We start from the raw sequence: 25,109 nt of genomic DNA on the forward strand, positions 1-25,109 counted from the left end.
AGGTATTCAGGTCCTCCCCAGGCCAGGAGCCGGCTCGCCAGAGTGGTCCGGGGGGATTCCGCGAGCCGCCTCAGCTCTTGCACCGCATGGGCGCAGCCCAAGCACTCCAGAAGATGGGTTTGGAGGTCATCGATGGGAGGCCGACCCGTCCACAGAGTTGCCTCGATCAGGCGTTGGAAACCCACACATGTGGGTTCACCACCGCTCTCGAGCAGCCTTCTCAGATAGGGCCTCGACAAGGTTTGCACAGCAGACTCGGCGGAGGGGAGCGGGACGTTCGGTGCGAGGCCGAGGTACCGAGCCGTCTCTCGAGGGGTTTCCTTCTCAACGACGGTGTACCACAGGGCCCCTTGCACGCGGACGGGCAGTTCTTGGAAGACCATCGACAGCGTCGACCGGCTGCCCTGTTGCGACGACGGGTAGAGGAGGACCGCGTCGGGAGTCGTTTGTGCATACTCCGTGAACTCGGGCCCCAGCCGACGGCAGCGCGTGTCCGTGGTCCACTCGGCCGCCAGTCGCAGCACCAAGGACAACAGGAAGAGCCTGAAGTTCGCCCTGGGTATGTCACGGCTGCAGGCGAGTCGTTTCACCTGGGCGAATACCTGAGTGCCCAGCTGTTCTGCCGCTGCCGGATCTGAGGCACAGAGTCGCGCGAGCCTGTCGACCGCTTCGCCGTGGCGCCGTTCCACTTCCTGCATCGCAGGCAGGGCCGCGGGGGCACCGGCACCCACAAGGTCCAGTAGCTCGTCGTCCGGCAGCTCGTGGAACGGTCTTTCCGACTGCCGGATGGTGGAAGAATGCACGCACCGCTCCTCGTGTGACGTTCGTCGCCGAAGGCACCCTCGGGCGCGTGGCAGCCGAAGAGCGCGTCGCCGGCGCTTTTCTTTCCTGCTCCCGCTGACGCTCCGCGTCGTCTCGGCCGACTTTCAGTTTCCGGAGATTTCCAGCTCAGTGATGACCGCCACCACTATCCGGGACAGTTTCTGTGCCCCGAGAGTTGGCTCCCAGGCCGGCAGGATGAGGTGACTGATGGTCATGCGCACAGTGACGTCGGCGGCAAGCTCCAGTTGTTCCGCAGAAGCGTGCGGGTAGTGAACCCCGAACCACGCCTGGAGGAGCTCCTGAGCCGCGTCGAAGACCGGATCAGGACGCGCGGTGAGATAAGGCAGCAAGCTGTCTGAGCCGTGTCGCGCCGCAGCGACGACCGCCTTGACGAGGGGGTTGCGTTCCGCCTCGGTAAGGACGAAGACCATGGCCCTCTCGAGGCTTGCGGCAAGCCCGGCGTCCGGTCCGCCGAGCTGTTCCGCGACACCGTGCAAGAGCTGCTGTGTTTCCTGGAGAACCAGGGCTTGCCCTAGTCCTGCCCGATTCCCGAACGCCTTGTAGACCGACGGCCGCGAGACGTTGGCGCGCTCCGCCACGGCGGCCAGACTCACATTGTCCCAACCCGCTTCCGAGGCGAGTTGGTGTGCCGCGGCCAGGACCTGGCGACGCGTTTCCTTGCGCCAGGCCACGCGTGGCGGATCCGGGACTATGTCGTCGTCCCTGGAATCCTGGTGCGCGCCACCTGCTGAATAGCTCATATCGACTTGCTTATCCTCAAGGAACCGAGTGCTGAACGAAAGCGGGGAAGGGGCAGGGGGCCGGCTGTCATCGGGCCGCGCAGCTCGTGCGACCTCCAGGTCTTGGAGCCTTCGCGCGTCATCGATGGGCTCGCACTGCGGAGTTGTTCGCTCCGTCGCCGCCTGCAGCCCCAACGCGGCTGTGTCGACGCCCCGTCGGCGACATGGCGGCGGCACAGCGGATCCGACGTCTCGCACCGGTCACCGTTACTGCGGTCCTGACTACGGAACGACATTTTCAGACGTCGTGTTTCCGGGCAAGCAGTGACAGGGCGTCAATGTTCTGACGTTGCGTCATACCCTGGACCGGACCAAGAGGTTGGTGTTCGGGCAGACCGACGCCACCGCTGCGAACCCGATGGGCCCGGTACCGGCGAGCGACCGGTCACGTCCTTGCCCGTCAGGACTTCGGCGTAGGTGAAGTCCGCGCCCGGATCGGCCCCTTCGCCGTGGGCGCGGTCTATGACGCTGCCACCGGCCGCGCCCATGGCGATCGTGCGCATATCAGGTTCGCTCCATGCGGTGGCTTCCGTCATCGCACAGGAACGCGGCCAGCGCCTCCCCCTGTTCGGTGACCGAGATTCGGTCGGACCGTGAGAAGGCACGCAGTGGGGTAGTGGTGACCACGTGGTTCTTGAAGGTCCACGTCGCTGCGACGCGACCGTCGACCAGGACGACACGTTCACCCGAGACGGACAGGGGGCGATGGCGATCGTCGATGATGCGGCTGCGGTCGTGATAGCCGAGGATCGCGTTGTCGAAGGCCGGAAGGAACCGCACCGGGGCCGGGGTATCGGGGTCCGGGCGTGGCGCGTCGGGAAGATCCAGCAGTTCACGGCCTCGTCCGTCGCGGAAGGATATGAGTTCCGCCCGTAGTGCGGCCACGGCCGCGGGAAGCCCGGCGAGGCCGCACCAGGCGCGCAGGTCCGACGAGGCGGCGGGGCCGTATGCGGCGAGGTAACGCCGTACGAGCGCCTGGCCCACCGGATCGTCGGTGTCCGACGGCAGGGGATCGATCTCGCGGCCGAGCCATGTGGAGATCATGGCGTTGCGAACGCCGGCTTTCTCCTTCCACAGGCCGCGCGGGGGCATCTGGACCATCGGAAGGAGGGCGGCGACCAGCATCTCGCTGAGCGGTCGGAGTCCGGGTTCGGGCCAGCGGGTCGCGAGCGCTTTGGCGAGTTCGCCCGGCGAGCGCGGTCGGCCGTCCGACATCACCGACCGGCCGGCTTCCTGGAGCTCTTCGAGGTCCACCGCGGCGAGTTCACGGCGGTAGGTGCCGAGCACGCGTTGGCGCAGCATCGCGTCGTGGCGAGCTCGCCAGGCCAGCGTGTCGTCGGCGGTGACGAGGTGGACCGTACGTCGCATGAGGTGGCATCTCACCACCTGTCGCCGTAGGAGCAGGCCCGACAGCGTGGCCGGGTCGAAGGCGTGCAGCCTGGACCAGAGTCCGACGAAGGGTTCCTGTGGTTCCTGCGCCTGGAGACCGCCGAGGTGGGCCACCGCGTCCAGGACCGGCAGGTCGGAGGGGGTGAGGAGCAGCTGGCGGGCCAGGGTGGCCCGGCCCAGGGCTCGCGTGCTGAGAACGGTCATCGGCTCGCCGCGCGTCGGCCGCCGTTGTCGGGGATGTCTGGCATCACGATGCGGCCCGTGGTGTGCAGCTTCACTGTTCGTCCCTGCCCTCGTGGTGGTGCTGACGTTCAGGTCGCTCGTTGCCGGAGATCGTTGCCAACCCTCCCCCGAGGCGAGCGGACATCCCTGTACAGCGGACGGCGGTCCGCGCATCGGATGCCGGTGTCCACGGCACGGCGAGGCACACCGAACCGCCTCGGCCGGTTCGCGGACATGCCCGTCGCGAGGGCCCCTTCCCGGCTCAGCTCGTCCGATTCGATGGACAGGCTCGCAGAGGATGCGGACACCCCGTGTCCTCTTCTCCGCCGCACCGAGAGCACAGGAGCTATGAGCCGACTCCCGCCCCTCCCGCTCATGCGGGGGCCATGTGGGCGCCGAAAAACCGCTGTTGTGCGCTCGAGCGATCCGTGCACCGCGCGCCTCGACGAGGCTCGTGAGCGGGCGGCCAAAACTCCCCTCTCAGGGTCAGAACCGTTCGTCGGAGCCTGAGCCGTGCTGTCGGGCCCCGGAACCGCGGGACGGCGCGGCGGACGAGCCGTGGGGGAGTCCGTCGGACGGGGGTCCCCAGTTGAGGACCCGGTCCAGTTCGTGGCGGATCCTGCGGGCCTCCTCTCGAACCTGCAGCGGTATGTCGCCGCGTTCAGAAATCAGCTGGGCGTAGATCGGTGCATCATGCACGAGTGCTGCTCCCCCTCGGGGTGGGTCCTGGCGGCGATCGTAGGGTCGCCGCGTCGGGGTAGTGGTCGTCGTCGCTGTTCGAGCAGACCGGACGCCGGCCGGGAATGGGGCGTCAGGGTCGGCGGTGTGGTTCGGGCGAGCGCTTCGGGTCGCGCAGCCCGCGGAGGCTGGGGGAACACCTGGGTGGCGAAGGCCGTACCCCAGGCACGACAGTCGCGGCAGTTCCACGTCGTGGAAGCGCTTCCATCGCCTGGACTTCCGTGAAGTAAGGTGACGGCTCGAGAGGAGCGTGAGGAGTGCAAGAGCGGGTAACCATGTCGGACGTCGCACGGGCCGCCGGCGTATCGTCCGCCACTGTCTCCTACGTTCTGTCCGGCAAGCGTCCCGTCGCCCCGCAGACTCGCGAGGCGGTGGAGGCTGCCATCGCCGAGCTGGGGTTCGCCGTGAACACCGCGGCTCGCAGCCTGCGTACAGGGCGGTCCAGCCTGGTGGCACTCATCGTGCCGGACATCGCCAACCCGTTCTTCGCCCAGCTCGCGGCGACTCTGCAGGAAGAGCTGCGGGGTCTGGGAATCCACATCCTTGTCTGCAACACCCGTGCTCGCCGGGACGAGGAGCGGGCCCTGCTCGCCGAGGCGCTGCAACAGCGCTTCGCCGGCGTGGTGATCACGCCGTTCCGGCTGCTGCCCAGGGACCTGGACGCCCTCCATCAGGCCGGGATACCGGTCGTGGTCAGCGCGGATGTTCCTTTCGGATCGGCAGACCTGGTGGTCCCCGAGGCCAAGGCGGCGACTCGGCAGGCTCTGGAAAAGGTGAAGGCGGCCCGGCGGCGACGCATCGCGATGATCGCGGGTCCGCGAGATGCGACGGGCGGCGACCCACGTCTGGAACTGCTCAGAACCCTCGCCCCCCAGTTCGGCACCTCCCTGCCGCGGGAGCTGGTGGTCCGGGGCGAGCACAGCCGCGAGGCCGGTGCGGCCGGATTCGCCGAGCTGATGAGTCGCCGCTACCGTCCGGATGCAGTGTTCTGCGCCAACGATGTCATTGCTATCGGCGCCATGGACAAGGCGAGCGAGCTGGGCATCGACATCCCCGGTGAGGTGGCGCTGGTGGGTCATGACGATGCCTTCTTCGCCTCCTTGGTAAGGCCGCAGTTGACCACCATCCGGTACCCCGCGGACGAGGTGGGACGGGCGGCGGCCCGGCTGCTCAAGGAGCGGTTCGAAGGCCGCAGCGTGCGTCGCACGGTGCAGGTCAAGGCGGAGTTCATCGCCCGCGCCTCGGTCTGACCGACCCCGCGTCCGGCCGACCTCATCTGCGTCGATCACCGTCAGCCCTGACCCCCGCCTGTCCGAAAAGGGCCCTGTCGGTGCCTCTGCGACACCGTAGCGTAATCGATTCCGCATGGCGAGGGTCTCGGTGGGAGTAGGTCCGACGCTAGAGGAAATTCGCAGGTCAGACCTATTGAACTCGGGTTCTGGGCATCGTTTCGGCTCGGTCACGAGTCGGGCTCGATGCGAGAAATTCTGTCGAACTTGTTGACTTCTGTGGATTCACGTTGTGATGGTTGCGGCCACCGCTTCGACGGAGCGGATTCCAAGGCAAGGAGCAACCTCATGGTGATGCGTGATCGCTCTTCACTGGCGGCAAGACGCTGCGCGATCGGTGCGGTGGCCGTCGTCCTCACGGTGGCGACCGGATGTGGCGGTGGAACCGACAAGGGCGACGACAACGCGGCGGACTCGTCCTGCAAGCCTGCCTCGGGCAAGGTGTCGCTGCAGTACTGGTCGTGGGTCCCCGGCATGCAGAAGGCGGTGGACCTGTGGAACATCGAGAACCCAGACGTGCAGGTGAAGCTGAAGACCACGCCGGCGGGCAACGCGGGCACCTACCAGAACATGTCCAACGCCCTGAAGGCCGGCAAGGCTCCGGACCTCGGCCAGATCGAATACGACTCCCTGGCCAGCTTCCGGCTCAAGGGCGGGCTGCGTGACATCGCCGAGTGCCCCGGAGTGGACGACGCCCAGCAGAAGTTCGTCGACTGGACCTGGTCCCAGGTCGGCTTCGGAGCGGACGGCAAGGACGGCATTTGGGCGGTCCCCCAGGACACCGGACCCATGGCGCTGTTCTACCGCAAGGACATCTTCGACAAGATGGGTCTCAAGGCTCCCACCACTTGGGAGGAGTACGCCGCGGACGCCCGCAAGCTCAAGAAGGCGGGCAAGTACATCACCCACTACTCGCAGACCGACCCGAACTGGTTCACCGGTCTGCTGTGGCAGAACAAGTCCACCATGTTCGAGCGCGAAGGTGATGCCTGGAAGGTCACCGTCGACCGGCCCGAGAGCCGTCAGGTCGCCGACTACTGGCAGAAGCTGATCGATGACAAGCTCGTCGCCACAGATCTGCAGGGCTTCTCTCCCGCGCTGTACAAGTCCTGGAACTCCGGCGAGGTGGTCACGTGGATCAGTGCCGCCTGGGGCTACAGCACCATCCGTGACAACGCCAAGTCCACAGACGGCAAGTGGGCGGTTGCTCCCATGCCGCAGTGGGAGGCCGGAAAGCAGCAGGCCGGCAACTGGGGTGGATCGACCACGGCGGTGCTCGGCAAGAGCAAGCATCCCGCGGAGGCGGCCAAGTTCGCCCTCTGGCTCAACACCGATCCCGAAGCGCTCGAGATCCTCAACCGTGAAGGCGGCCTGTACCCGGCGGCCAAGGCCGGACTCGACCTTCCGGCCCTCAAGCAGCCCGTCGATTTCTACGGCAAGCAGAAGATCTTCGACGTCTTCGCCGAGGCCTCCGCGAACGTCGACACCGACTTCACGTGGGGGCCGACCATGACCGACACCTACCGCTTCATCAGCGACGGAACGGCCGGCGCCATCGGCGGCAAGGGCACGCTCGCGGATGTCCTGAAGCAGACCGAGACGCAGAGTGTCGAGTCCCTGCGCAAGCAGAACCTCGACGTGAAGAACTGACCCCGTCCCTCCACTCAGCAGTGTCCCCGCCGCACCCGCGGCGGGGCGGCACCCCTGCCAAAGGCCCTCTCCGTGACAACCTCCGCAGCCCCGCTCCGGGCACACCGCAAGCCCGCACGCCGAATCCTCACCCCCTACGCCTTTCTCGTTCCCTTCCTCATCCCGTTCGTCCTGTTCACCCTCGTACCCGTGGGCTATGCGTTCTGGCAGAGTCTGCACAAGATCGAGCGCACCGGCGGTACCTTCGGCCGCACAGAGTCGGTGTTCGCCGGGTTCGAACAGTACGTCGACGTGGTTAAGGCCCCCTTCTTCGCCGACAGCGTGCTGCGCGTCGCCGGCTTCGCGCTCGTCCAGATCCCGGTCATGCTGCTGCTGGCCCTGGTCCTGGCACTGCTGCTGGACTCCGCGGTCGCCCGGGCCAAGCGGTTCTTCCGGCTGGTCTACTTCGTGCCCTACGGCATCCCCGGGGTGGTGGCCGCCCTGATGTGGGCCTTCCTGTACGACCCCCGCCTGTCACCCATCGTGGACCTGCTCGACTCGGCCGGAGCTCACGTCGACCTGCTCGGTCCCGGAGCCATCCTGTGGTCCATCGGCAACGTCGTGACCTGGACGTACACGGGCTACAACATGCTGATCCTCTATGCCGCGCTGCAGGCGGTGCCCTCCGACATCGAGGAGGCGGCCCGGGTGGACGGAGCCAACGGCCTGACCATCGCCCTGCGTATCAAGCTTCCGATCATCCGGCCCGCCCTCGTCCTCACCGGCGTCTTCTCCATCATCGGCACGTTCCAGCTGTTCACCGAACCGCAGGTGTTCCGTTCCATCTCCACCAGCGTGACCAGCACCTACACACCCAACCTGGCGGCATACTCGCTCGCTTCGGGCGACGACTACAGCGGTGCGGCCGCTCTGTCGGTCCTGCTCGCCGTGGTGACGTTCCTGCTGTCGTTCCTGTTCCTGCGCTTCACCTCCAGGAGGCAGGGATGAGCCTGCTCACCCGCACCGAAGGCGCCCACGCGGCCGCCACCCCGGCCAGAGGACGGCGCCGCTTCAGCGCCTCGACCGTCGCGGCTGTGACCTTCATGGTCCTGGCCGCCTGCTACATGCTGCTGCCGATCTACTGGCTGGTCATCTCGTCCACCAAGAGCCAGAGCGACCTCGTCACCACCGCGGGCTTCCTGCCCGCCGAGTGGCACCTCGGCGACAACCTGTCCTCCCTGTTCTCACAGCAGGACGGCGTGTTTGCGCGCTGGCTGCTCAACAGCCTCCTGTACGCGGGCGCCGGCGCAGCCGTCGCCACCGTGCTGGCCGCCGCGGCCGGCTACGCCCTGGCCAAGTACACCTTCCGCGGACGGGAAGCCGTCTTCTCCCTCGTCCTCGGCGGTGTCCTCGTCCCGGCGACCGCCCTCGCCCTGCCGCTGTTCCTGCTGTTCGCCCAGGTCGACGCCACCAACACGTTCTGGTCGGTGTTCCTGCCCAGCATCGTCAGCCCGTTCGGGGTCTACCTCTCGCGCATCTTCGCCGCCGCATCCGTGCCCGACGAGGTGATGGAGGCCGCCCGGATGGACGGAGCGAGCGAGTTCCGGATCTTCCGCACGATCGCGCTGCGCCTGATGGCCCCGGCCCTGGTGACCATCTTCCTGTTCCAGTTCGTGGTCATCTGGAACAACTTCCTCCTGCCCCTCGTGATGCTGCAGGACGACCGTCTCTACCCCGTGACCCTCGGTCTGTTCACCTGGCAGTCACAGACCAGCCGACTGCCCGAACTGCAGACCCTCACTATCGTGGGAGCCCTGATCTCGGTCGTCCCCATCGTGCTCACCTTCCTCCTCCTGCAGCGCTACTGGCGCGCCGGACTCGCCGCCGGAGCCGTGAAATCGTGACCCATGCCCTGACGGAACTCACCCGCCGGCTGGGGGGCATCGCCTACGGCGGTGACTACAACCCGGAGCAGTGGCCGCGCGACGTCTGGCGCGAAGACGTACGACTCATGCGTGACGCCGGGGTCAACCTCGTCACCGTCGGCGTCTTCTCCTGGTCCCGGTTGCAGCCGAACCCGGACACGTACGACTGGAGCATGCTCGACGAGATCCTGGACCTGCTCCACGAACACGGCATCGCAGTCGACCTCGCCACATCCACCGCGGCCCCGCCCCCCTGGTTCACGCACCGACACCCCGACGCCCGGCCGGTCACCGTATCGGGCACCCGCCTGGCCCACGGCAGCCGTCAGGTCTTCTGCCCCAGTCACCCCGCCTACGCCGAGGCGGCGGACGCCCTCGTCGCGCAACTCGCGGCCCGCTACGGGCATCACCCGGCGCTGGTGATGTGGCACGTCCACAACGAGTGGGGCAACCACAACGCCCTGTGCTACTGCGAGATCAGCGCCGCCGCGTTCCGCTCCTGGCTCCGCGACCGGTACAAGACACTGGACCACCTGAACGAAATGTGGGGGACCGACTTCTGGGGCCAGCGGTACAGCGACTGGGAAGAGATCGACGCACCACGTGACACGACGGCGTTCCGCAACCCCGGGCAGGACCTCGACTACCGACGCTTCTCCTCCGACGCCCTGCTGACCCGACACAGGGCCGAGGTGGACCTGCTGCGCCGCTTCGCCCCCGACATACCCCTGACCACCAACCACTTGGGAACACTGGAGAAGAAGGTCGACGCCCAGGCCTTCGCCGCCGAGTGCGACTTCGTCTCCCTTGACCACTACCTCCCCGCCGCCGATCCGAAAGGCCACATCGACCTCGCACTGAACGCGGACCTCGCCCGCGGGATGGCCGCCGGCCGCCCGTGGATGCTCATGGAGCACTCGACCTCCGCGGTCAACTGGCAACCCGTCAACGTCGCCAAGCAACCAGGTGAGATGCGGCGCAACAGCCTGACACATCTGGCTCGGGGTGCGGACGGCATCATGTTCTTCCAATGGCGGCAGTCCCGCGCCGGCGCCGAGAAATGGCACTCCGCCATGCTGCCGCACGGTGGCACCAACACTCGCATCTGGCGCGAAGTGTGCGCGCTCGGCTCGGACTTGGCGGACCTCGGCGACGTGATGGGAACGCAGGTCGAGGCGGACACCGCGCTGCTCTTCGACTGGCACAACTGGTGGGCGCTCGAACAGGAAGCCCGTCCGACCAGCCAACTGCGCTATCTCGACCTTGTGCGCGACTGGTACGAGGCGCTGTGGAACCTGAACATCACCTGCGACCTGGTCGCGCCCGGAACCGACCTCACGGGCTACAAGGCAGTCCTCGCCCCCAACCTCTACCTCCTCGACGAGCGGCATGCCGAAGACCTCACGCGCTACGTACGCGAAGGCGGACACCTGGCGGTCGGCTGCTTCAGCGGCGTGGTCGACGCCTGTGACCGGGTGCACCCGGGTGCGTACCCGGGCGTGCTGCGTGACGTCCTCGGACTGCGCATCGACGAATACCTGCCGCTCCGGCCAAAGGACAGGGTCCGTCTCAGCGACGGGACCACTGCCGAGCAGTGGACGGAGTGGATCGAGCTGACGGGCTCCACCCCGATGCTCCACTTCGCGGACACCTCCGAGGGCGGTCCCGCCCGGGGCAGGCCTGCCCTCACCCGACACGCCTACGGGAAGGGAACCAGCTGGTACCTGGCCACCCGTGCCTCGGCGGCCACGCTGCGCACTTTCATGCAACAGGTCAGTGACACGGCAGGCATCCGCCCCGTGGCCGACGTCCCCGAAGGCGTGGAAGCCGTGCGCCGCACCGGAGCCGACGGGTCCTTCCTCTTTCTCGTCAACCACACCAACGCCGTCGTCCAGGTGCCCGTTCACGGCACCGGCCTCCTGGACGCGGCAGACGACGAGTCCTGTACGAAGATCCCGGCCGGCGGCGTTGCCGTGGTGCGCGAGGCAAACGTCGTGCCGTAACCCCGACACCACACTCCGGTCCCGCACCGCGTTCCACGCCCTACGAGGAAGCCATTCATGCCTGCCCAGACATCACAGCCCCCGCGCGGGACGGCGCAGATCGACGACCCCACCGGCACGGTGCTGCTGGGTACGGCCGCCTCCTGCTACGTCCTGCGCGTCGACACCGCGGCCGGCACGGTGCGCCACATCCACTGGGGCAGACCCGTTCCTCTCGCGGACGCCGCGGCGCTCCCCGCGTGGGCCGACCACGACAACAGCTTCGCGGGGCGACTCGACGGGGTGGAGGAGTATCCGGTCGAGGGAGGAGCCCGGTTCGGCACGCCGGCGCTCGAAGTACGGTTCCCCGACGGCAGCAGCCCGGTGGAGCCGCAGATCGCCGGCATCGAGATCGCCGAAGAGAACCACGTCGTCATCTCGCTGACCGACCGGGCCCGGCCACTGGCCTGGAGTCTGCACTACCGCGTTCCGCCCGGCGGGGACGTCATCGAACGGTGGACGGAGATCGTTCACACCGCCGAGGCCGGCGCGCAGCCGCTGCTGCTCCTGCGCCACGCCTCCGCCCACTGGCCGTTGCCGCAGCGGCCGAACTGGCGGCTGTCCTCCGTCCACGGCGGCTGGTCTTCGGAGAACCGACTGGAACGGACCCCCCTGGCCTTCGGGGAAACGACCCTGACCAGCAGACGCGGTCACACCGGCCATGACGCGAACCCATGGCTCATGCTCGACGCCGGGCAAGCCGACGAGGAGTACGGGGAGGTCTGGGCGACAGCCCTGGCCACCAGCGGCAGTTGGCGCATGACGGTGCAGCGCACGGCCGCGGAGCGGGTGGGTGTCGTGACCTCGCCGGGCCACGAGGGAGTGGAGATCGCCCTTGCTCCGGGGCAGCGGCACACGTCCGCCGTCAGCGTGGGCGTGTACGACCCGGACGGTTTCGGCGGAGCCAGCCGAGCTCTCCACACCTACGTACGCCGGCACGTGCTGCCCCATCCCGATGAGGTGCGCCCCGTGCTCTACAACTCCTGGGAGGCCACGTCCTTCGCCGTCAGTGAAGCCAACCAATGGGACCTGGCCCGGCGGGCCGCAGCCCTCGGCGTGGAACTGTTCGTGGTCGACGACGGCTGGTTCGGCGAACGCCTCCACGACCGGGCGGGGTTGGGCGACTGGGTGCCGAACCGGCTGCGGTTCCCGCACGGCCTGCGACCACTCGCGGACGAGGTGCACCGGCTGGGCATGGCGTTCGGGGTGTGGGTGGAGCCGGAGATGGTCAACGCCGACAGTCACCTGTACCGGCAACACCCCGACTGGGTGCTCCACTTGCCTGACCGCCGGGCCACAGAACTCCGGCATCAGCTCGTACTCGACTTCTCCCGGCAGGACGTCCGGGACTGGGCGTACGCATGGCTCCGCGACCTCGTTCACGACAACGACGTCGACTTCCTCAAATGGGACTTCAACCGGTCCTTCACGGAGGCGGGAACCCGTACGGGGGGACGGGACGCGAGAAAGGTCTACGTAGAGCACGCCGAGGGCCTCAGCCGCGTACTAGACCGCTTGCGCAACGATATCCCGCACCTGCGTATCGAGGCGTGCGCAGGAGGCGGGGGCCGGGTCGACCTGAGCATCCTCGAACGCACCGACCAGGTATGGACGTCGGACAACACCGACGCGGTGGACCGCCTGGCCATCCATCACGGCTTCAGCCAGGTCTACCCGGCCGCGGTGATGTCCGCCTGGGTGACCGACAGCCCCAACCCCCTGACAGGACGCATCGTCCCACTGCGCTTCCGCTTCCACAGCGCCATGGCCGGCGTCATGGGCATAGGAGGTGACCTGACCCGCTGGACGCCCGAGGACCTGGACGAAGCCAGGCAGATGGTGGAGCTGTACAAGGACATCCGCGAGGTCGTGCAGCACGGACGGCAGTACCGTCTTCTGCCACCCGGACAGGGACCGCTGGCAGCCGTCCAGTATTCCGACGCGAACACCGACCGCATCGTGGTGTTCGTCTGGCGGGTGTCGACCTCGTTCGGACCGTCTCACCCCCCGCTGCGCCTACAAGGGCTCAACCCCGAGAGCACAGTCGAAGACGAGGACACCGGCACGCAGTGGTCCGGCGCGACGCTGACCGGGTTCGGCCTGCCGATCCCCGACATGCCACGCGGCGACCTCTCCAGCACGGTGGTCCGTCTGCGCCGGGTCACATAGCCGCCCGCACACCGGAGCACTGGCCGTCCTGCGCGAGGAGGGCGACTCAGGACAACGGCAGTTGATCCGCAGCGAGTTGGGCTCGCCGGGCCCCATAGGCCGGACGGTGTCGAGTAGCGCCGGTCAGTGCGGGTCGTGGACTCGCACGGTGAAGGGAGCAGCGCGTTTGATCAGTACCTGGCCCCTCGACTCCTTACGTGATCCGGACACCGACTTCCAGTGCACGCGCCACAGGGCTGTGGCGGTCCCGCGGTAGCAGCCGTTCGGCTCGCCGTCCGACGAATGCCGGTACACATGGGCGCAGTTGGGACGTCCTGCGGTCGCGCTCGAGGAAGGCCTCCCCGGCCCGGCATCGCCGCAGGTGATCATTGTCCCGTCACCGGTGGACCAGCGGACCGAGACCACCTCGGCAGTTGCGGTGACGGTCACACCGCTCGCGGTGGTGGTGGCCGTCCGCGAGGCGCTGCCGCTCGATTCCTCCAGCCACATCAATACGGGCAGGCCCACGAGATGTCTGCCCGTTGGAGTGGGGCTCCCGACACGCGGTCTGGCCGGCGCCACGGACGCGATGGCACGTCGAGCCGCCTGGCCGGTGGCCAGGTCCGCCGGCCCCGCCGCAGGCTCCTGGACAGTGGGAGCGGGGCGGGCGGCGGCGTCGCGGTCGAGTGAGGTACAGCCTGCGAGCATGAGCACCCCGGCACTGACGAGGGCTCCCAGCAGTCGTACCCCGTCCGCATGCGACGGTGTTGCCGCCGTACCTTGGTGCCGCCGATTGACGTGGGGGAGCCCAGCCGGCGTGGCGCCAGGTGCAGTCGGCAGCCGCAGACGGCGCAGGAGAGAGGTATGGCTCATCGTGCCTCCGCAGACGCAGGCGCGATGAGCAGGAGGTATCCGTCCTGCTCGGCCAGAGTGCGGTACCCCCTGGAGCGGGCATCGTCGAGAAGGGCGCGTTCCTCCTCAGGGCCGATGGGCCAGCCTTGCGGCTGCGCCGTGTCGACAAGGACCCATTGCGCTGTTGTAGGGCGTCCCGGATATCCGAAGACAGAGACGTCGTCGATGCGGCTGGTGAGTTGCGGCACCAGTCGGTTGGATGCGGCTACGGACGCCGTGTCAGGTATGCGTTCCAGCATGTCGCGAGCGGTTGCCAGGCGGGCTTCGGTCCGCCACGTGCGCGGTTCCGCGAGGTGCCACAGCGGCGCGGAAGGCAGCAGAAGAGCGGTGACGGCTGCGGACGCGACCAAACTCTGGCGGGCCGTGCGCGGGTCCGTTCTGCGAGGGGCCAGACCGTCAGCGAAGGCGGCGAACACCACCGGCATGAGAATGGCGCTGTAGTGGTAATTCGTGCCCCAGAACGCCGGATCGTCGGAAGCGAAGCGCCACAGAAGCGTAGGGACGGCCACCAAGATCAGAGGAGAACGCACAGCGAGGAAGGCGGTGGGAGCGAGAAGCATCAGCAGAGTCACGACCTTCTGTTGAGGTGTGACCAGGCCGACGAGCACGTCCACTGCTTGGAGAAGCACGCCGTCCTGTGATCCTCTACGCGGCAGCTTGTCGGCGTAGGAGAACGCGCCGCCGGGATTGAACGCGGGAATGATCAGCGCCATCTCGATCGCCGTGCCCGCGACTCCGACGACGCACGTCCACAGGCCGATCCTGCGCGCTCCCCGGAAGGCGAGCAGGGCACCCACCACGGCCACCGTCAGGCCGAGGTCCTCCTTCACGGCCAGCAGCGGCACGGCCCAGGCGGCTGCCGCCAGGGCACGCCCGCGGCTCAGCGCGCACAGCGAGAAGGCCAGGAGCGGCACGGCGAAGCAGACTTCGTGAAAGTCGAAGCCGACCGTCTGCGCCACACCCCAGCTGGCGCCGTAGCCGACGCCCACCACCACCGCTGCCCGCCTGCCGCCCGTCTCCGAGGCCCTGCGCATCAGGGGCACCACGGCCACGGAGAGGAGCGCGGATTGCACCACCAGCAGGGTCTCCGCAGTGGGCCACAACCGGTACACGGGGGCGATCAGAGCAAGCACGGGAGAGAAGTGATCCCCCAGAAGGGGAAAGCCGGAGCCCTTGACCTCAGACACCGGGAGGTGCCCATGAGCGTAGGAGCGCACTGCCTGTTCGAAGATGCCCAGGTCGTAGCCAGTCGTCAGCATCCTGTGGTGCGTCCGAACCGAGAGCGCCGTGTACAAGGTGAACAGCAACCCGGCGAGCAACCAACTCCGCTGCCGATCAGAGACTTTGAGGCGGACTCCTGGGAGGGGCCCGCGTGCCTGTGACAGGTCGGGGAACCCCGTGCGGGACGGAGGCCGGGGACTGCGGTCGTTCAAGCTCTGCATGGTGGCCCTCTGGTGAGACGTGTGTTCGCGCCACCGTGCCTGAGGGATGCTGACAGCTTGCTGACCCGACCTGACCGGACGATCAGGGACGAGACAGAGCCCTGTGCCAGGATGTGCGGATGAGGATCCTGATCGTGGAGGACGAGCGCGAACTCGCCGCTTCCCTCAAGTACGGCCTCACCGCAGAGGGCTACACCGTCCACGTCGCCTACGACGGCCCCGAAGGGCTTTGGCAGGCACGCACGGGCAACTACGCCGCAGTCATCCTCGACTTGATGCTCCCCGGACTGAACGGGTATCGCGTCTGCGGCCAGCTACGGCGTGAGGGAAGCACCACGCCCATCCTCGTCCTCACCGCGAAGGACGGGGACTTCGACCAGGCCGAGGCACTGGACACCGGTGCCGACGACTACCTCGCCAAGCCCTTCTCGTACCTCGTCCTGGTCGCCCGGCTGCGTGCTCTCCTGCGACGGGGCGCAACGGGTGCCCCGCTGCAGCTCGGCGCGGGTGACCTGATCCTCGATCCCGCTACTCGCACCTGCCGTCGGGCCGGCACGAGCATCGCGCTCACGGCGCGGGAGTTCACGCTCCTCGAAGTGCTCGCCCGCCGCCCTGGTGAGACGGTCACCAAGTCCGAGATCCTGCACCATGCCTGGCCCGAGGACGCCGACAACCCCAACCTCGTCGAAGCCCGCATCAGTGCTCTGCGCCGCAAGGTCGACGCACCGTTCGGACGGCGATCCGTGCAGACCGTACGCGGCAGCGGCTACCGCCTGGTCGACGACCAAGAACGCCATGACCCCTGACACCGCGCCGCCGCACAGGCCGTGGCGACACCTGCGGCGCCGTCTCCGGTCCGTCCGCGCCAGAGCAGCGCTGAGCGCCGTGGCCGCATCCGCCGTCCTGCTGACTCTCGGCGCCCTCTGGATGCGCGATGCCGTCTACGAACAACGGATGTCCGCCACGTACACCCAGGCGGACGACGAGCTCGAACGCGTCATGAGTCTGGTCTCCCAGGGCACAGTGATGACCGGCGCATGGGGCGAACTGCCCTATGAGGTCGTCGCCAGCGGCAGCGACGCCTACTTCGGCTCCAGTCCCGACCTGCAACCCTACGAACAACGCGGACCCGTCTTCCCCCAGCCCGAATTCGGCGGCGGCAACGGCCTCATCGGCGCGCGGCGCACCGTGTCCGTCCCCGAACTACCGGCCGACGGCGCCGATTCGGATCCCGAAGCGGCCCAATTGGCCAACCGCGTCTTCCCTGCCGTCAGCGGAGACCTGCGAGCCGGTGACTCGCGCCCAGAGCCCCCGAACACGCTGGCCGGAGACCTTCCCGACGACGCGGTCCTGCGCGTGTACGTCGTCATCACCCCGTTCCAGGCCGAAGCCTCCCGCGCGGCAGTCGACCGCGTCTTGCTCCCGGCCGTTCCCCTCGGCTCCCTCCTCGTCGGCGCCGTCGCGTACGTCGCCACCCGGCGAGCACTGCGACCCGTGGAGGCAATCCGCCTTCGCACCGCATCGGTCAGCGCCTTCGATCCGCGTGAGCGCGTCGACGTCCCTGACACGTCCGACGAGATCAACGCGCTTGCCGTCACCATCAACGCCACGCTGCAACGCCTTGAAGACGCCTCCGCTTCGCAACGCCGCTTCGTGGCAGACGCGGCCCACGAACTGCGCAGCCCTCTCGCGTCGCTCATCACGGCTCTGGAGGTCGCCCTCGCCTACCCGGACCGCGCAGACTGGACAGCCGTCACCACTAGGGCGGCAGCGCAAGCCCATCGTCTACGCGTCCTCGCGGACGACCTCCTCCTGCTCGCCCGGCTGGACGGCCAATCGGCCCTTCCGTCGCTCACTCCCGTGGACGTGGGCGCCGTTGCAGGCCAACTGGTGGACGACTTCGCCGTGATGACCGACGGGTCGCCCACAGTCACGTGCGTCGTGGCAGAAGGTGAGCTCCGAGCCCTCGCCGCACGCGGACCGTTGGAGCGCATTCTGCGCAACCTCCTCGACAACGCGGTCAAGTACGCCGAGCGTCACATCGAAGTAGTCGTACGCAGCCAGCCCGACGACACGGTGGTCGTGGAGGTACGGGACGACGGTCCCGGGATACCTCCTCAGGATCGCGCTCGCATCTTCGAACGCTTCACTCGACTCGACGAGGCGCGCCATCATCGACAGGGCGGCGCCGGTCTGGGCCTGGCAATCGCTCGGGACCTGGCCACCCGTCAGCGAGGCAACCTGTTCGTGGCCGATCACACGCCCGGCGCGCTCCTCGTCCTGGTCCTGCCGAGCGCCCCGAGATACGGAACCGGACAAGCGTAGGCGGGCAGCGAAGCTGTCTCTGCGGTTAGGGACTTCGGCATCACCCTCGGGCGCGCTTGAATCGCCGCATGTCCAGCAGCCGCGGTACGAGACATCGGCAGCCAGCAGGGGAGTCTCCGGTCTCGTCAGGTCCTCGTGCCGGTGGCGGAGGAGCGAGAAGAGCCGTGGTCCCACGCGCCCTGGGGGCGTCGCCCGGTGGGCCGTCGGTCACTGGGCGCCCTCGAACCTGGCGGCCAGCCGCTCCAGGGTCGTCCGCATGCCCGCCGCCAAGTGGGCCCGGCGGTCCCGGGCGCCGCTGACATCCTGGAGAAAGACGACCGGACGGATCTGCGCGGTGTGCTTGCGCATCGCCTCCGTGACCAAAGTGCCCTGATCGGTCGTGGTGAAGGTGTAGCGCCAGTACGTCTCGGAGGGCGAGTCGGTCAGGAAGGCGAAGGAGGAGCCGGGAACGTTCTCGGTCACTGTGCCGCCCATCGACCACCGGTAGAACGGGCCGATCGCGTTGCGGCCGGTGAAGCGCCTGTCCGGCTGTATCCATCGGGTGCTCCTGTTCTCCGGGCTGATCTCTCCCATCCGCGTCAGGTCGCTGACGAAGGCATGGAGCTCTTCACGCCGGGCCTTGATGAGCCGGGACACGGTCACCTCCAACACCGGCGCTCCCTGTTCGGCGACGATGCGCCTGGCGAGCGGCTCGGAGGAGGCCGGGTTCTGGCCCGTGTACAGGTTGCGATCAACGACGACGTACGGCCGCAGCGGCAGACGTGCCTTGGCGTACTCCGCACCGCCCTCCCGCAGCCTGTCCTCCAGCAGCCACGGCGCCTTGCGGCCGAAAGCGGTGAATTTCTCCTCCACGTTGGACAGGCCTGTCATACGGAACCCGGCGAACGGCCATGATCCGTCCCCGTTCCGGGCAGCGAGGGCCGCCGCGGGGGCATGGCACAGCAGGGCCAGGGGCTTGCCTGAGGCGAGGACCCGGGCGATGAGCGCTCCCGACAGCGGGTCGGCTGAGAGATCCTCCATCGGACCGGGCCCACCCGGGTAGAACACGACATCGAACTCGTCCGGGTCCATCTCTGCCAGTACCCGCGGCTTGTTGAGTTCGGCCTTGATCAGTTCCAGGTACGAGGCGACCCCACGCAGTTTCGACGGACGTCCGGCCGTTCGGGACATGCTCGCAGGGTCCAGCGTCGGAACCTTCCCGCCCGGCGTGGCGATCGTGATCTCCCACCCGGCCTCCGTGAAGATCCGGTGGGGGACCGCCACCTCCTCTCCCCGGAAGCCCGACGGGTGCACGTCCCCGTCCTTGAGCGTCCAACGGTCGGCCGCAGACACCACGAACAGCACTTTCGTCATGCGAATCAAGCTCCTGCCGGGAGGGCGACTCCACCACCGATGGTGTGGATTTGTCGCCGAGATCGTTTGAGGGGTGAGCGAACTGTGCTTTGCCTGAAGCGCTGCGCCAGCTATCTGGTACGCGAGGTTGCGTCTTGGATCGGCGGGGCCGGACGCAGTGCCGAAGACACAGGCGGGCAGGTTCCCTGCGGGCCGAACACCTCCTACGGAGTGTTCCCTGTGTCCGTGGCAGAGCTCAGGGAGCGCCGTTGCCGGGTAGGTCGATCAAGCTTCTCCGGGACAGCTTCCGCACGGACTGCTTCACAAGGGTGCCGTCCTCGAGCATCACCTGCACGGCCGGCTGTGCGTGCGCAGGCAACCAGAGTGCCGTCTCGGTCAGCAGCCACTTCCCTATGCCCTCCACTGAAAGGCTGCCCCCGGCAAGACGCTGGATCACGAGCTCCGCAAGCTCGGGATTGACCTCACCGTTCACCTGGACCGGCTCGAGGGATTCGGCTGGGGCGGTCGCGGCGTTGCGAGGATCGTGGAAACGCACACCGTCCCGGTGGCGCGAAACCGTGATGACGTCTTTCATAGCGCTCACACTGTCGAGGCGTGAGGTCGCGAAGACGAGATGAAGAGGCGGTCCGTTTCCCGCGGTCATTCTGAATTTGAGCCGGTATGCGAAACCGGCCGGCCGCAGCGCCCGGCCGTACCCGTTGAGCCACGCGCGCCAGCTCTCTTCAAGTCGTGACTCCCAAGCCGCCGCCTCCCTAGGGGTGCGACCGCCGAGGGCGGAGTCGAGAGCGTGAGCGGGCCCTGTATCGCGAGGTTTCTGCACATGTGGTCCGAAGGCGACGATGGCCTCGCTGGCGCGGTTGTGCGCTATCCGGCGCATCACTTCCAGCGGAATGTTGATTCCGGACAAGCTGTCGAACAGACCCAAGATCGGGTTGCCCCAGGCGCCGAGACCGGTAAGCACAGGCAGGGTGTCCCGGGCGGCGTCTCCGCACCGCACCTCCACCCTGACCGGCAGATCGGCCAGTGATCCGAAGCGCGCACGAAGTTGCGTCACAACATTCTCGAAGCTCTCCCGCTCTCGGGCAATGACCACCATATGTGCTCGACGGCGGCTGAGGTTCATCTGTTGAGAAGCGCTGTGATGCAATAACCGGTCGAGGGTCAGTATCGGTGGCAAGGGCTCCTTTTCGTCATAGTGCGCCGGTCCGTCAATAGTCCTCAGCAGCGTTACACGTGGGAAAGCCAGCCCCGTATTCCGAGACGTCTGCAGCATGGCCGGCCACCATGCATCGAGATATCTCTGACAAAGCCTGTCCTTCGCTGCGTGAGTCAATCCGTGAAGTGCCATGTCGCGTGTCTTCCTTGGGTCTGTGTGCCCGAGAATGAACGGGGCTTCTCGTGTCGCGGCACGACGCCTTGACGGCGGCGCTTCTTTTGGGCAGGCGAGGAGTCTGACCTGGGCGGCTGCCGGCACGCAGGGGCATGCTGGTGCGGAGGGCGATCGGCGTCGTCTCCCTGGCGGGATCACTGCCGGTACGTGCGACTGGCACCCGGTACGGGGGTGGTGTGGCGTCGAGCTGGGCGTCTGGTGAGGACGCGGGCCCGTGGTCAAGGGTCCGGTCCCGTGCGCCCGCGGCCTGTGCCTCCGTGTCCGGCTGGATCGCGTCGGTCTCTAGCCACGCCGGTGTGCGGGACTGCGACGACCACGCGCGGAGCCGCTGCCCGGGCGCCCGCTCAGGGCGTCGACAGGGTGCCCGGGCAGCGGGGACCAGGAGGAATTCGGCGCCGTCAGGAGGGATTTTCCACGGAGCAGGGAAGAAGGAGACGCCTCGGTGGGGCCCCAGTGCCCCTGTGGCCCGTCCGGGCGGCCGTGCCCGACCGGCTCCCGTCTGACTTGGCGGCCCACTGCCATCGTCGCCTCGGACACCGGTTCTGGTGGGCCAGTGCTGTCAGCGGCTTTCCGCAACGGCCGGAACGGCTTTGCCGGCGACGTCGTCGGGTCGCAGGCGGAGCCGAAGGATTGACGTGGCTGGTTCGAGAAGCCGCGTGCGACGTCTGCGAACCGGCAAGAGTGATCGGTATCCCCAATCGGACGGGTACCGATGACACTACGTATGCGCTACTGCGTTTCACTACTGCCGTTCCTTCGGGGGATGCTCACGCGGACTCCAGCGCCTCACCCGGGCGGAGCGCTGCCTGTTCCGCGTGAGGCCTCACGAGCGAACGGTCACCTGCCGGCGTGTGCCACATGCGCGGTATGCGTATGGGCGACGTCCCACCTGGCCTTCGCCCGAGCCTGGTTGGCTTGCGCGCCGACCGCGGCGCCAGTCGATCAGGGAGTCCCCAGTCGACGTCCGCGACCTCGCCCGTAAAGTCCCACGTTGCGGGTGCTGGTTGAGTCAGCGACGGTGGCAGACTCCGGATGCCGGCACAAGATGGGACTGGCTATAAACGTTCTGACGCTTCGTCAGTTTGGTTTCGCTGGTCGCCGTATCAGCGTTTCGTGGGAGTGCTTCGGCTCTCCCCGTCCTGTCCGGCGAACGTCCGGGGAACCACAGGGCTCGAAGCCTCACCCCTCCGATCGGCCCGAGACGAGGCAGCGGTAGCCACCAGGTACGCGCCGGACGCCGAGGAACCTCAGGGCCGGGCCTGTCCGGTCGAGGCCCTCTTCAACCTGGGGGATCACCCGTCGGTGCTGGAAGTCCGTCTCGGTGGTCATCGAGGACCGGACGTCCGCGACCGACCAGGTCCGTGCGGCCCGGTTCACGGCCCCCGGCATCGCCGCTCCGCTCACGAATCGGCCCTGCGTGGCGGCATCCCGGTCGACATCCGCGCTTCGCCGAATAGGGCCGTTCCGGCCCTGGCGGAACCCGCGGCCACCGCGCACAGCAGCGCCTCAGCTAGGAGCGGTGCAGGCGACGGTACTTTCCGGGTGTCAACGTGTTCGCAGCGGTGAAACGCGAGTAGAAGCTGCTCTGCGAGCCGAATCCCGAGGCGAGAGCGATCTCCGAGAGGGGCATGTCCGTGGCCACCAGGAGGCGCCGCGCTTCTGCCATCCTGCACTCGGCCAGGTAGCCGTGCAGCGTGGTGCCGACGACCTCCTTGAACACACGCATGGCGTAGTGCGGGTGCAGGGGGACGGCGGCCGCCACGCGTTCGACGGTGAGGGGCTCCCGGAAGTGCACCGTGATGAAGTGTGCCATCCGGGCCGCGTGCTCGACGGCGCCGTCCCGTGGCAGGTCGTGCGCCTCGCCGTGCACCCGTGCGGTGGCCAGGGCGAGCCTGCGCAGCCGTGCCTCGATCTCCAGCAGTGCGATGCGACGTGGCTCCTCGTCCGGGTGGGCGAGGTCCTCGGACCACCGGCTGAACAGCGCGTGGTCGGCGTCCTGCGGGCCCGGCGCGCTCTCCAGCAGCGGCACTCCCCGCAGCAAGGTCCTGACCACAGGATCGGGCATGCGCCAGCCGAGGAAGATCTCGCACGGCACGGTCAGCCAGCGCATCGTGCTGTTCGGCGTCGCGGAGACGAGCTGGTGCGGGACAGCGGCCCAGAAGGCGGCGATCCCGCCGCGCCGGAGCACGGTCCTCCGTCCACGGAACAGGTACACCAGGTCACTGTCGCCGGCGAAGTTGATCTCGATGTCGTCATGTCGGTGCGCGCGGTCCATGACGGAGACCCGGCCCTGCCAGCAGGCGAGGCCGAAGTCGTCGCTCCGAGGTTCGTGGGACTGCAGCAAGTGATGATCCAGGAAAGAGAGGCGAGTTGGTCGGAGGAACGGACTTCTCTGACGTGGTTCGGTGAAGTCATCCCGATCCTGCCAGAGGATCGCCTGTGCCCGAGCTCAGGAGAAGCACTTGTGAAGGGTCTCAGCGAGAACGCGGCGTTCCCATTCCACCGGACGCCCGAACGGGCCGCGTTCGTCGACGAGAACGGCTGCCCCGTCCTTCGTGGGGCCCCGGTCCGGACGTCGGGCGACTCCCTTCCCCCTGTCACGGCGGTGCTTGCAGCCGCCATCGTGACGTGGCCCTCGCACGGACAGGTTTGCCTCCATGCCGATGCACCAGAACCCCGGTCCGGCAGTTGCGGTCGAGGCACCGGCCGATCCGCCTCGTGTCGCACGGCGTGAGAACATGCGCGAGCGGATTCTGGACGCGGCACACGAGCTGACCTGTGCCCACGGCTGGGACCGGGCGAGCCTTTCGGCCGTCGCCTCCAGGGCGCAGGTCTCCCGTCCCTCCGTGTACAAGGAGTTCGGCAGTCGCGCCCGCCTCGGCCACGCTCTGGTGGCCCGTGAGACCCGGCAGCTTCTCGACGACGTCGCGGGCGCCCTGGCCACCAGCGACCGGCACCCCCGAGCCGCCCTCGAGACCGCCTTACTGCTCGTTCTCACGGCGGCCGAGCACCATCCACTGCTGCGGTCCGTCGTCACCGCCGCACGCCGAGGTTCCGACAGCCTGCTGGCTTACCTCACGGCGCGTACCGACCCGTTCCTCGACGCGGTGCAGAACGTGCTCCGCACCTGGCTGGCAGAGCGATTTCCTCACCAGGGAGAGGAGCACCTGGAGGAGGTGGTCGATGTCGTGGTGCGGATGACCATCAGTCACCTCGTCCTGCCCACATGGCCGCCTGGAGTGGCCGCGTGCCGTCTGTCCCGCATCGCGGTCCGATTGCTGGGGGAGACCTGAACGAACCTCTCAGCCCTGTCCCGGGATGCGGACCGGGAGCGCGGCGATGCGGTCGGCGGTCCTGGTCAGAGACAGTTCGTGGAAGCCGGCCAGCCTGGTGTGCAGGACGTCGCGGAATGGGGTGATCCAGCGTTCTTCCAGGTGGCCGGGGCCGAAGTACACCCCCAGGATGGAGCCCGCCGTCGCGCCGTAGCTGTCGGTGTCGTTGCCCTGGCTGACCTGCTTGCAGATTCCGTCACCGACGTCCGTGGCGAAGCGCAGAGTGTTGATCAGCGTCCCGCTCTCCTGGAAGACCCGGCAGTGGCCGTAGGCGGAGTACCGGCCGTGGATGGCGCGGTAGCCCTCCAGCCAGTCATGGGCCCCGGCCACAAGTTCCAGCGAGTCGCTGACGATGGCGAAGAAACGGCTGCGTTGCGGCACGTAGCGCAACGCGGTGGTGAAGATCTCCAGTGGGCCGCTCGCGGTGAAGGCGGCGGAGATGGCGGCCGCGGCGAACATGGCGCCGTAGATGCCGTTGCCTCGGTGCGTCAACGACGCGTCGCGCCAAGCGAGTTCGGCGGCCAGGCCGGGACGGCCGGGACAGGCGTACCCGTACGCATCGGCCCGGATCATGGCTCCGCACCACTCGTCGCCGGGATTGAGCCGGGCCGGCGCCACCGCCAGTACCTCCTCGTTCAGCGCCGGCCAGTCGTCCATGCCCATCGCCAGCCCCTGCCGGGTCAGGAAGGTGCGTTCGGGGCCCCAGGTATGACCCAGCGGGATGTTGTCGAGCCACAGGCGGCACAGGTCGGACTTGGTGAAACCGGCTCCGTGCCGTTCCAGCGCCATCATGCCCAGCAAGGTGTAGTTGATGTCGTCGTCCGGAACGACTCGGCTGATGTTCTCCCGCACCGTCCCGGGCCAGTCCGGATGGAACGCGCGGAATCCTCCGTCCGTGCACAGCCGCGCGGGAATGTAGTCCCGCAACGGCCACTCGCCCGTCCGACGCAACGCGTCGCGCAGTTCGTCGAGGGTCGGCATGACCTCCACCGGCTTGCCCAGGATGCATCCGGCCACCGAGCCGAGGAAGCCCGCGCGTGCGCGCTCTCCCGCCCCGGGCACCAGGGGCGCGGACGGCTCCTCGGCGGGCCGTGCCTGCTCCGCCCGGATACCGTCCAGGTCGCTGGGCTCGACGTAGGGCCAGTCCTCCCGCATCGGCGCTGTGTCGATGGCGGCAGCGAGGTCCGCGACGGCTTGGTAGTCGTCCGGCAGCCGCGCCAGCCGCTCCGCGAGGCCGGTGACGTCCCTGCCCTGTTCCTCCTTGTCTCGCAGCATGACGCGGAGTTGGCGGTGCAGTACGGGGAACGGTGCGAACACGGAGGGCTCCTCGGGGCGTGGAACGGCGTGTACG

At 68.0% G+C, this 25,109-nt stretch carries 17 protein-coding genes and 1 pseudogene; 9 read left to right on the top strand and 9 right to left on the bottom strand.

Annotated elements, in window-relative coordinates; genetic code table 11:
• Positions 1-926: 926 nt before the first annotated feature.
• The 3 genes from ACFYQQ_RS21250 to ACFYQQ_RS21260 form a co-directional block, all read right to left on the bottom strand.
• On the bottom strand, positions 927-1,583 hold the full coding sequence (locus tag ACFYQQ_RS21250; protein ID WP_388904964.1) for a TetR family transcriptional regulator: 657 nt from the start codon (positions 1,581-1,583) through the stop codon (positions 927-929).
• Between the two features lie 543 nt (positions 1,584-2,126).
• The gene (locus ACFYQQ_RS21255) at positions 2,127-3,215 is read right to left on the bottom strand and encodes a winged helix DNA-binding domain-containing protein (RefSeq protein ID WP_355783177.1); all 1,089 of its coding nucleotides are present in this window, start codon (positions 3,213-3,215) and stop codon (positions 2,127-2,129) included.
• A gap of 504 nt (positions 3,216-3,719) precedes the next feature.
• Entirely contained in the window at positions 3,720-3,932 is a 213-nt protein-coding gene (locus ACFYQQ_RS21260; protein ID WP_388904965.1) for a hypothetical protein, read from the bottom strand.
• A gap of 314 nt (positions 3,933-4,246) precedes the next feature.
• Here ACFYQQ_RS21260 and ACFYQQ_RS21265 point away from each other — a divergent pair, with 314 nt between their 5' ends.
• From ACFYQQ_RS21265 to ACFYQQ_RS21290, 6 genes are all read left to right on the top strand, one after another.
• Positions 4,247-5,221 carry a LacI family DNA-binding transcriptional regulator gene (locus tag ACFYQQ_RS21265; protein ID WP_355783174.1) on the top strand — a complete coding sequence of 325 codons (975 nt, stop codon included), beginning with the start codon at positions 4,247-4,249 and terminating at the stop codon, positions 5,219-5,221.
• A 327-nt stretch (positions 5,222-5,548) separates the two neighbouring features.
• On the top strand, positions 5,549-6,910 hold the full coding sequence (locus ACFYQQ_RS21270) for a sugar ABC transporter substrate-binding protein (protein WP_355783171.1): 1,362 nt from the start codon (positions 5,549-5,551) through the stop codon (positions 6,908-6,910).
• Positions 6,911-6,982: 72 nt separating this feature from the next.
• Positions 6,983-7,897: a sugar ABC transporter permease gene (locus ACFYQQ_RS21275; RefSeq protein WP_355783168.1), complete on the top strand. Its 915-nt coding sequence runs from the start codon at positions 6,983-6,985 to the stop codon at positions 7,895-7,897.
• Complete coding sequence (locus tag ACFYQQ_RS21280; protein ID WP_355783165.1) at positions 7,894-8,793, top strand: carbohydrate ABC transporter permease; 900 nt, start codon at positions 7,894-7,896, stop codon at positions 8,791-8,793. Before ACFYQQ_RS21275 ends, ACFYQQ_RS21280 begins: the two co-directional genes overlap by 4 nt.
• Positions 8,790-10,817, top strand: a complete 2,028-nt coding sequence (locus tag ACFYQQ_RS21285) for a beta-galactosidase (RefSeq protein ID WP_388904966.1) — start codon at positions 8,790-8,792, stop codon at positions 10,815-10,817. The genes ACFYQQ_RS21280 and ACFYQQ_RS21285 overlap by 4 nt, the downstream gene beginning before the upstream one ends.
• A 57-nt stretch (positions 10,818-10,874) precedes the next feature.
• Complete coding sequence (locus ACFYQQ_RS21290) at positions 10,875-13,025, top strand: alpha-galactosidase (RefSeq protein WP_388904967.1); 2,151 nt, start codon at positions 10,875-10,877, stop codon at positions 13,023-13,025.
• A gap of 848 nt (positions 13,026-13,873) precedes the next feature.
• Here the strand turns inward: ACFYQQ_RS21290 and ACFYQQ_RS21295 are convergent.
• Entirely contained in the window at positions 13,874-15,175 is a 1,302-nt protein-coding gene (locus ACFYQQ_RS21295; protein ID WP_388904968.1) for a DUF2079 domain-containing protein, read from the bottom strand.
• Between the two features lie 302 nt (positions 15,176-15,477).
• Here ACFYQQ_RS21295 and ACFYQQ_RS21300 point away from each other — a divergent pair, with 302 nt between their 5' ends.
• Both ACFYQQ_RS21300 and ACFYQQ_RS21305 read left to right on the top strand, forming a co-directional pair.
• Complete coding sequence (locus ACFYQQ_RS21300) at positions 15,478-16,164, top strand: response regulator transcription factor (protein ID WP_355789952.1); 687 nt, start codon at positions 15,478-15,480, stop codon at positions 16,162-16,164.
• 79 nt (positions 16,165-16,243) lie between these two features.
• The gene (locus ACFYQQ_RS21305; RefSeq protein ID WP_355789954.1) at positions 16,244-17,683 is read left to right on the top strand and encodes an ATP-binding protein; all 1,440 of its coding nucleotides are present in this window, start codon (positions 16,244-16,246) and stop codon (positions 17,681-17,683) included.
• Between the two features lie 207 nt (positions 17,684-17,890).
• Here ACFYQQ_RS21305 and ACFYQQ_RS21310 read toward each other — a convergent pair whose 3' ends face one another.
• From ACFYQQ_RS21310 to ACFYQQ_RS21325, 4 genes and pseudogenes are all read right to left on the bottom strand, one after another.
• A complete protein-coding gene (locus tag ACFYQQ_RS21310; protein ID WP_355789957.1) occupies positions 17,891-18,334 on the bottom strand; it encodes an SRPBCC family protein in 444 nt (147 codons plus the stop codon).
• A 12-nt stretch (positions 18,335-18,346) separates the two neighbouring features.
• Positions 18,347-19,036 (bottom strand): annotated as a pseudogene (locus ACFYQQ_RS21315) (type 1 glutamine amidotransferase domain-containing protein); the annotation flags it as partial.
• Between the two features lie 235 nt (positions 19,037-19,271).
• The gene (tcmP, locus tag ACFYQQ_RS21320) at positions 19,272-20,384 is read right to left on the bottom strand and encodes a three-Cys-motif partner protein TcmP (RefSeq protein ID WP_388904969.1); all 1,113 of its coding nucleotides are present in this window, start codon (positions 20,382-20,384) and stop codon (positions 19,272-19,274) included.
• 1,552 nt (positions 20,385-21,936) lie between these two features.
• Positions 21,937-22,770: a helix-turn-helix domain-containing protein gene (locus ACFYQQ_RS21325; RefSeq protein WP_355789797.1), complete on the bottom strand. Its 834-nt coding sequence runs from the start codon at positions 22,768-22,770 to the stop codon at positions 21,937-21,939.
• Between the two features lie 313 nt (positions 22,771-23,083).
• On the opposite strand from ACFYQQ_RS21325, the gene ACFYQQ_RS21330 reads away from it, so the two are divergent.
• On the top strand, positions 23,084-23,719 hold the full coding sequence (locus ACFYQQ_RS21330) for a TetR family transcriptional regulator (RefSeq protein WP_355789794.1): 636 nt from the start codon (positions 23,084-23,086) through the stop codon (positions 23,717-23,719).
• Between the two features lie 9 nt (positions 23,720-23,728).
• On the opposite strand, the gene ACFYQQ_RS21335 is transcribed toward ACFYQQ_RS21330, so the two are convergent.
• Positions 23,729-25,075, bottom strand: coding sequence for an ADP-ribosylglycohydrolase family protein (locus ACFYQQ_RS21335; protein ID WP_355789791.1), 1,347 nt, complete (start codon positions 25,073-25,075; stop codon positions 23,729-23,731).
• Positions 25,076-25,109 lie beyond the last annotated feature (34 nt).

This window comes from Streptomyces sp. NPDC005496 (genome assembly GCF_042872045.1).
Classification (GTDB): Bacteria; Actinomycetota; Actinomycetes; order Streptomycetales; family Streptomycetaceae; genus Streptomyces.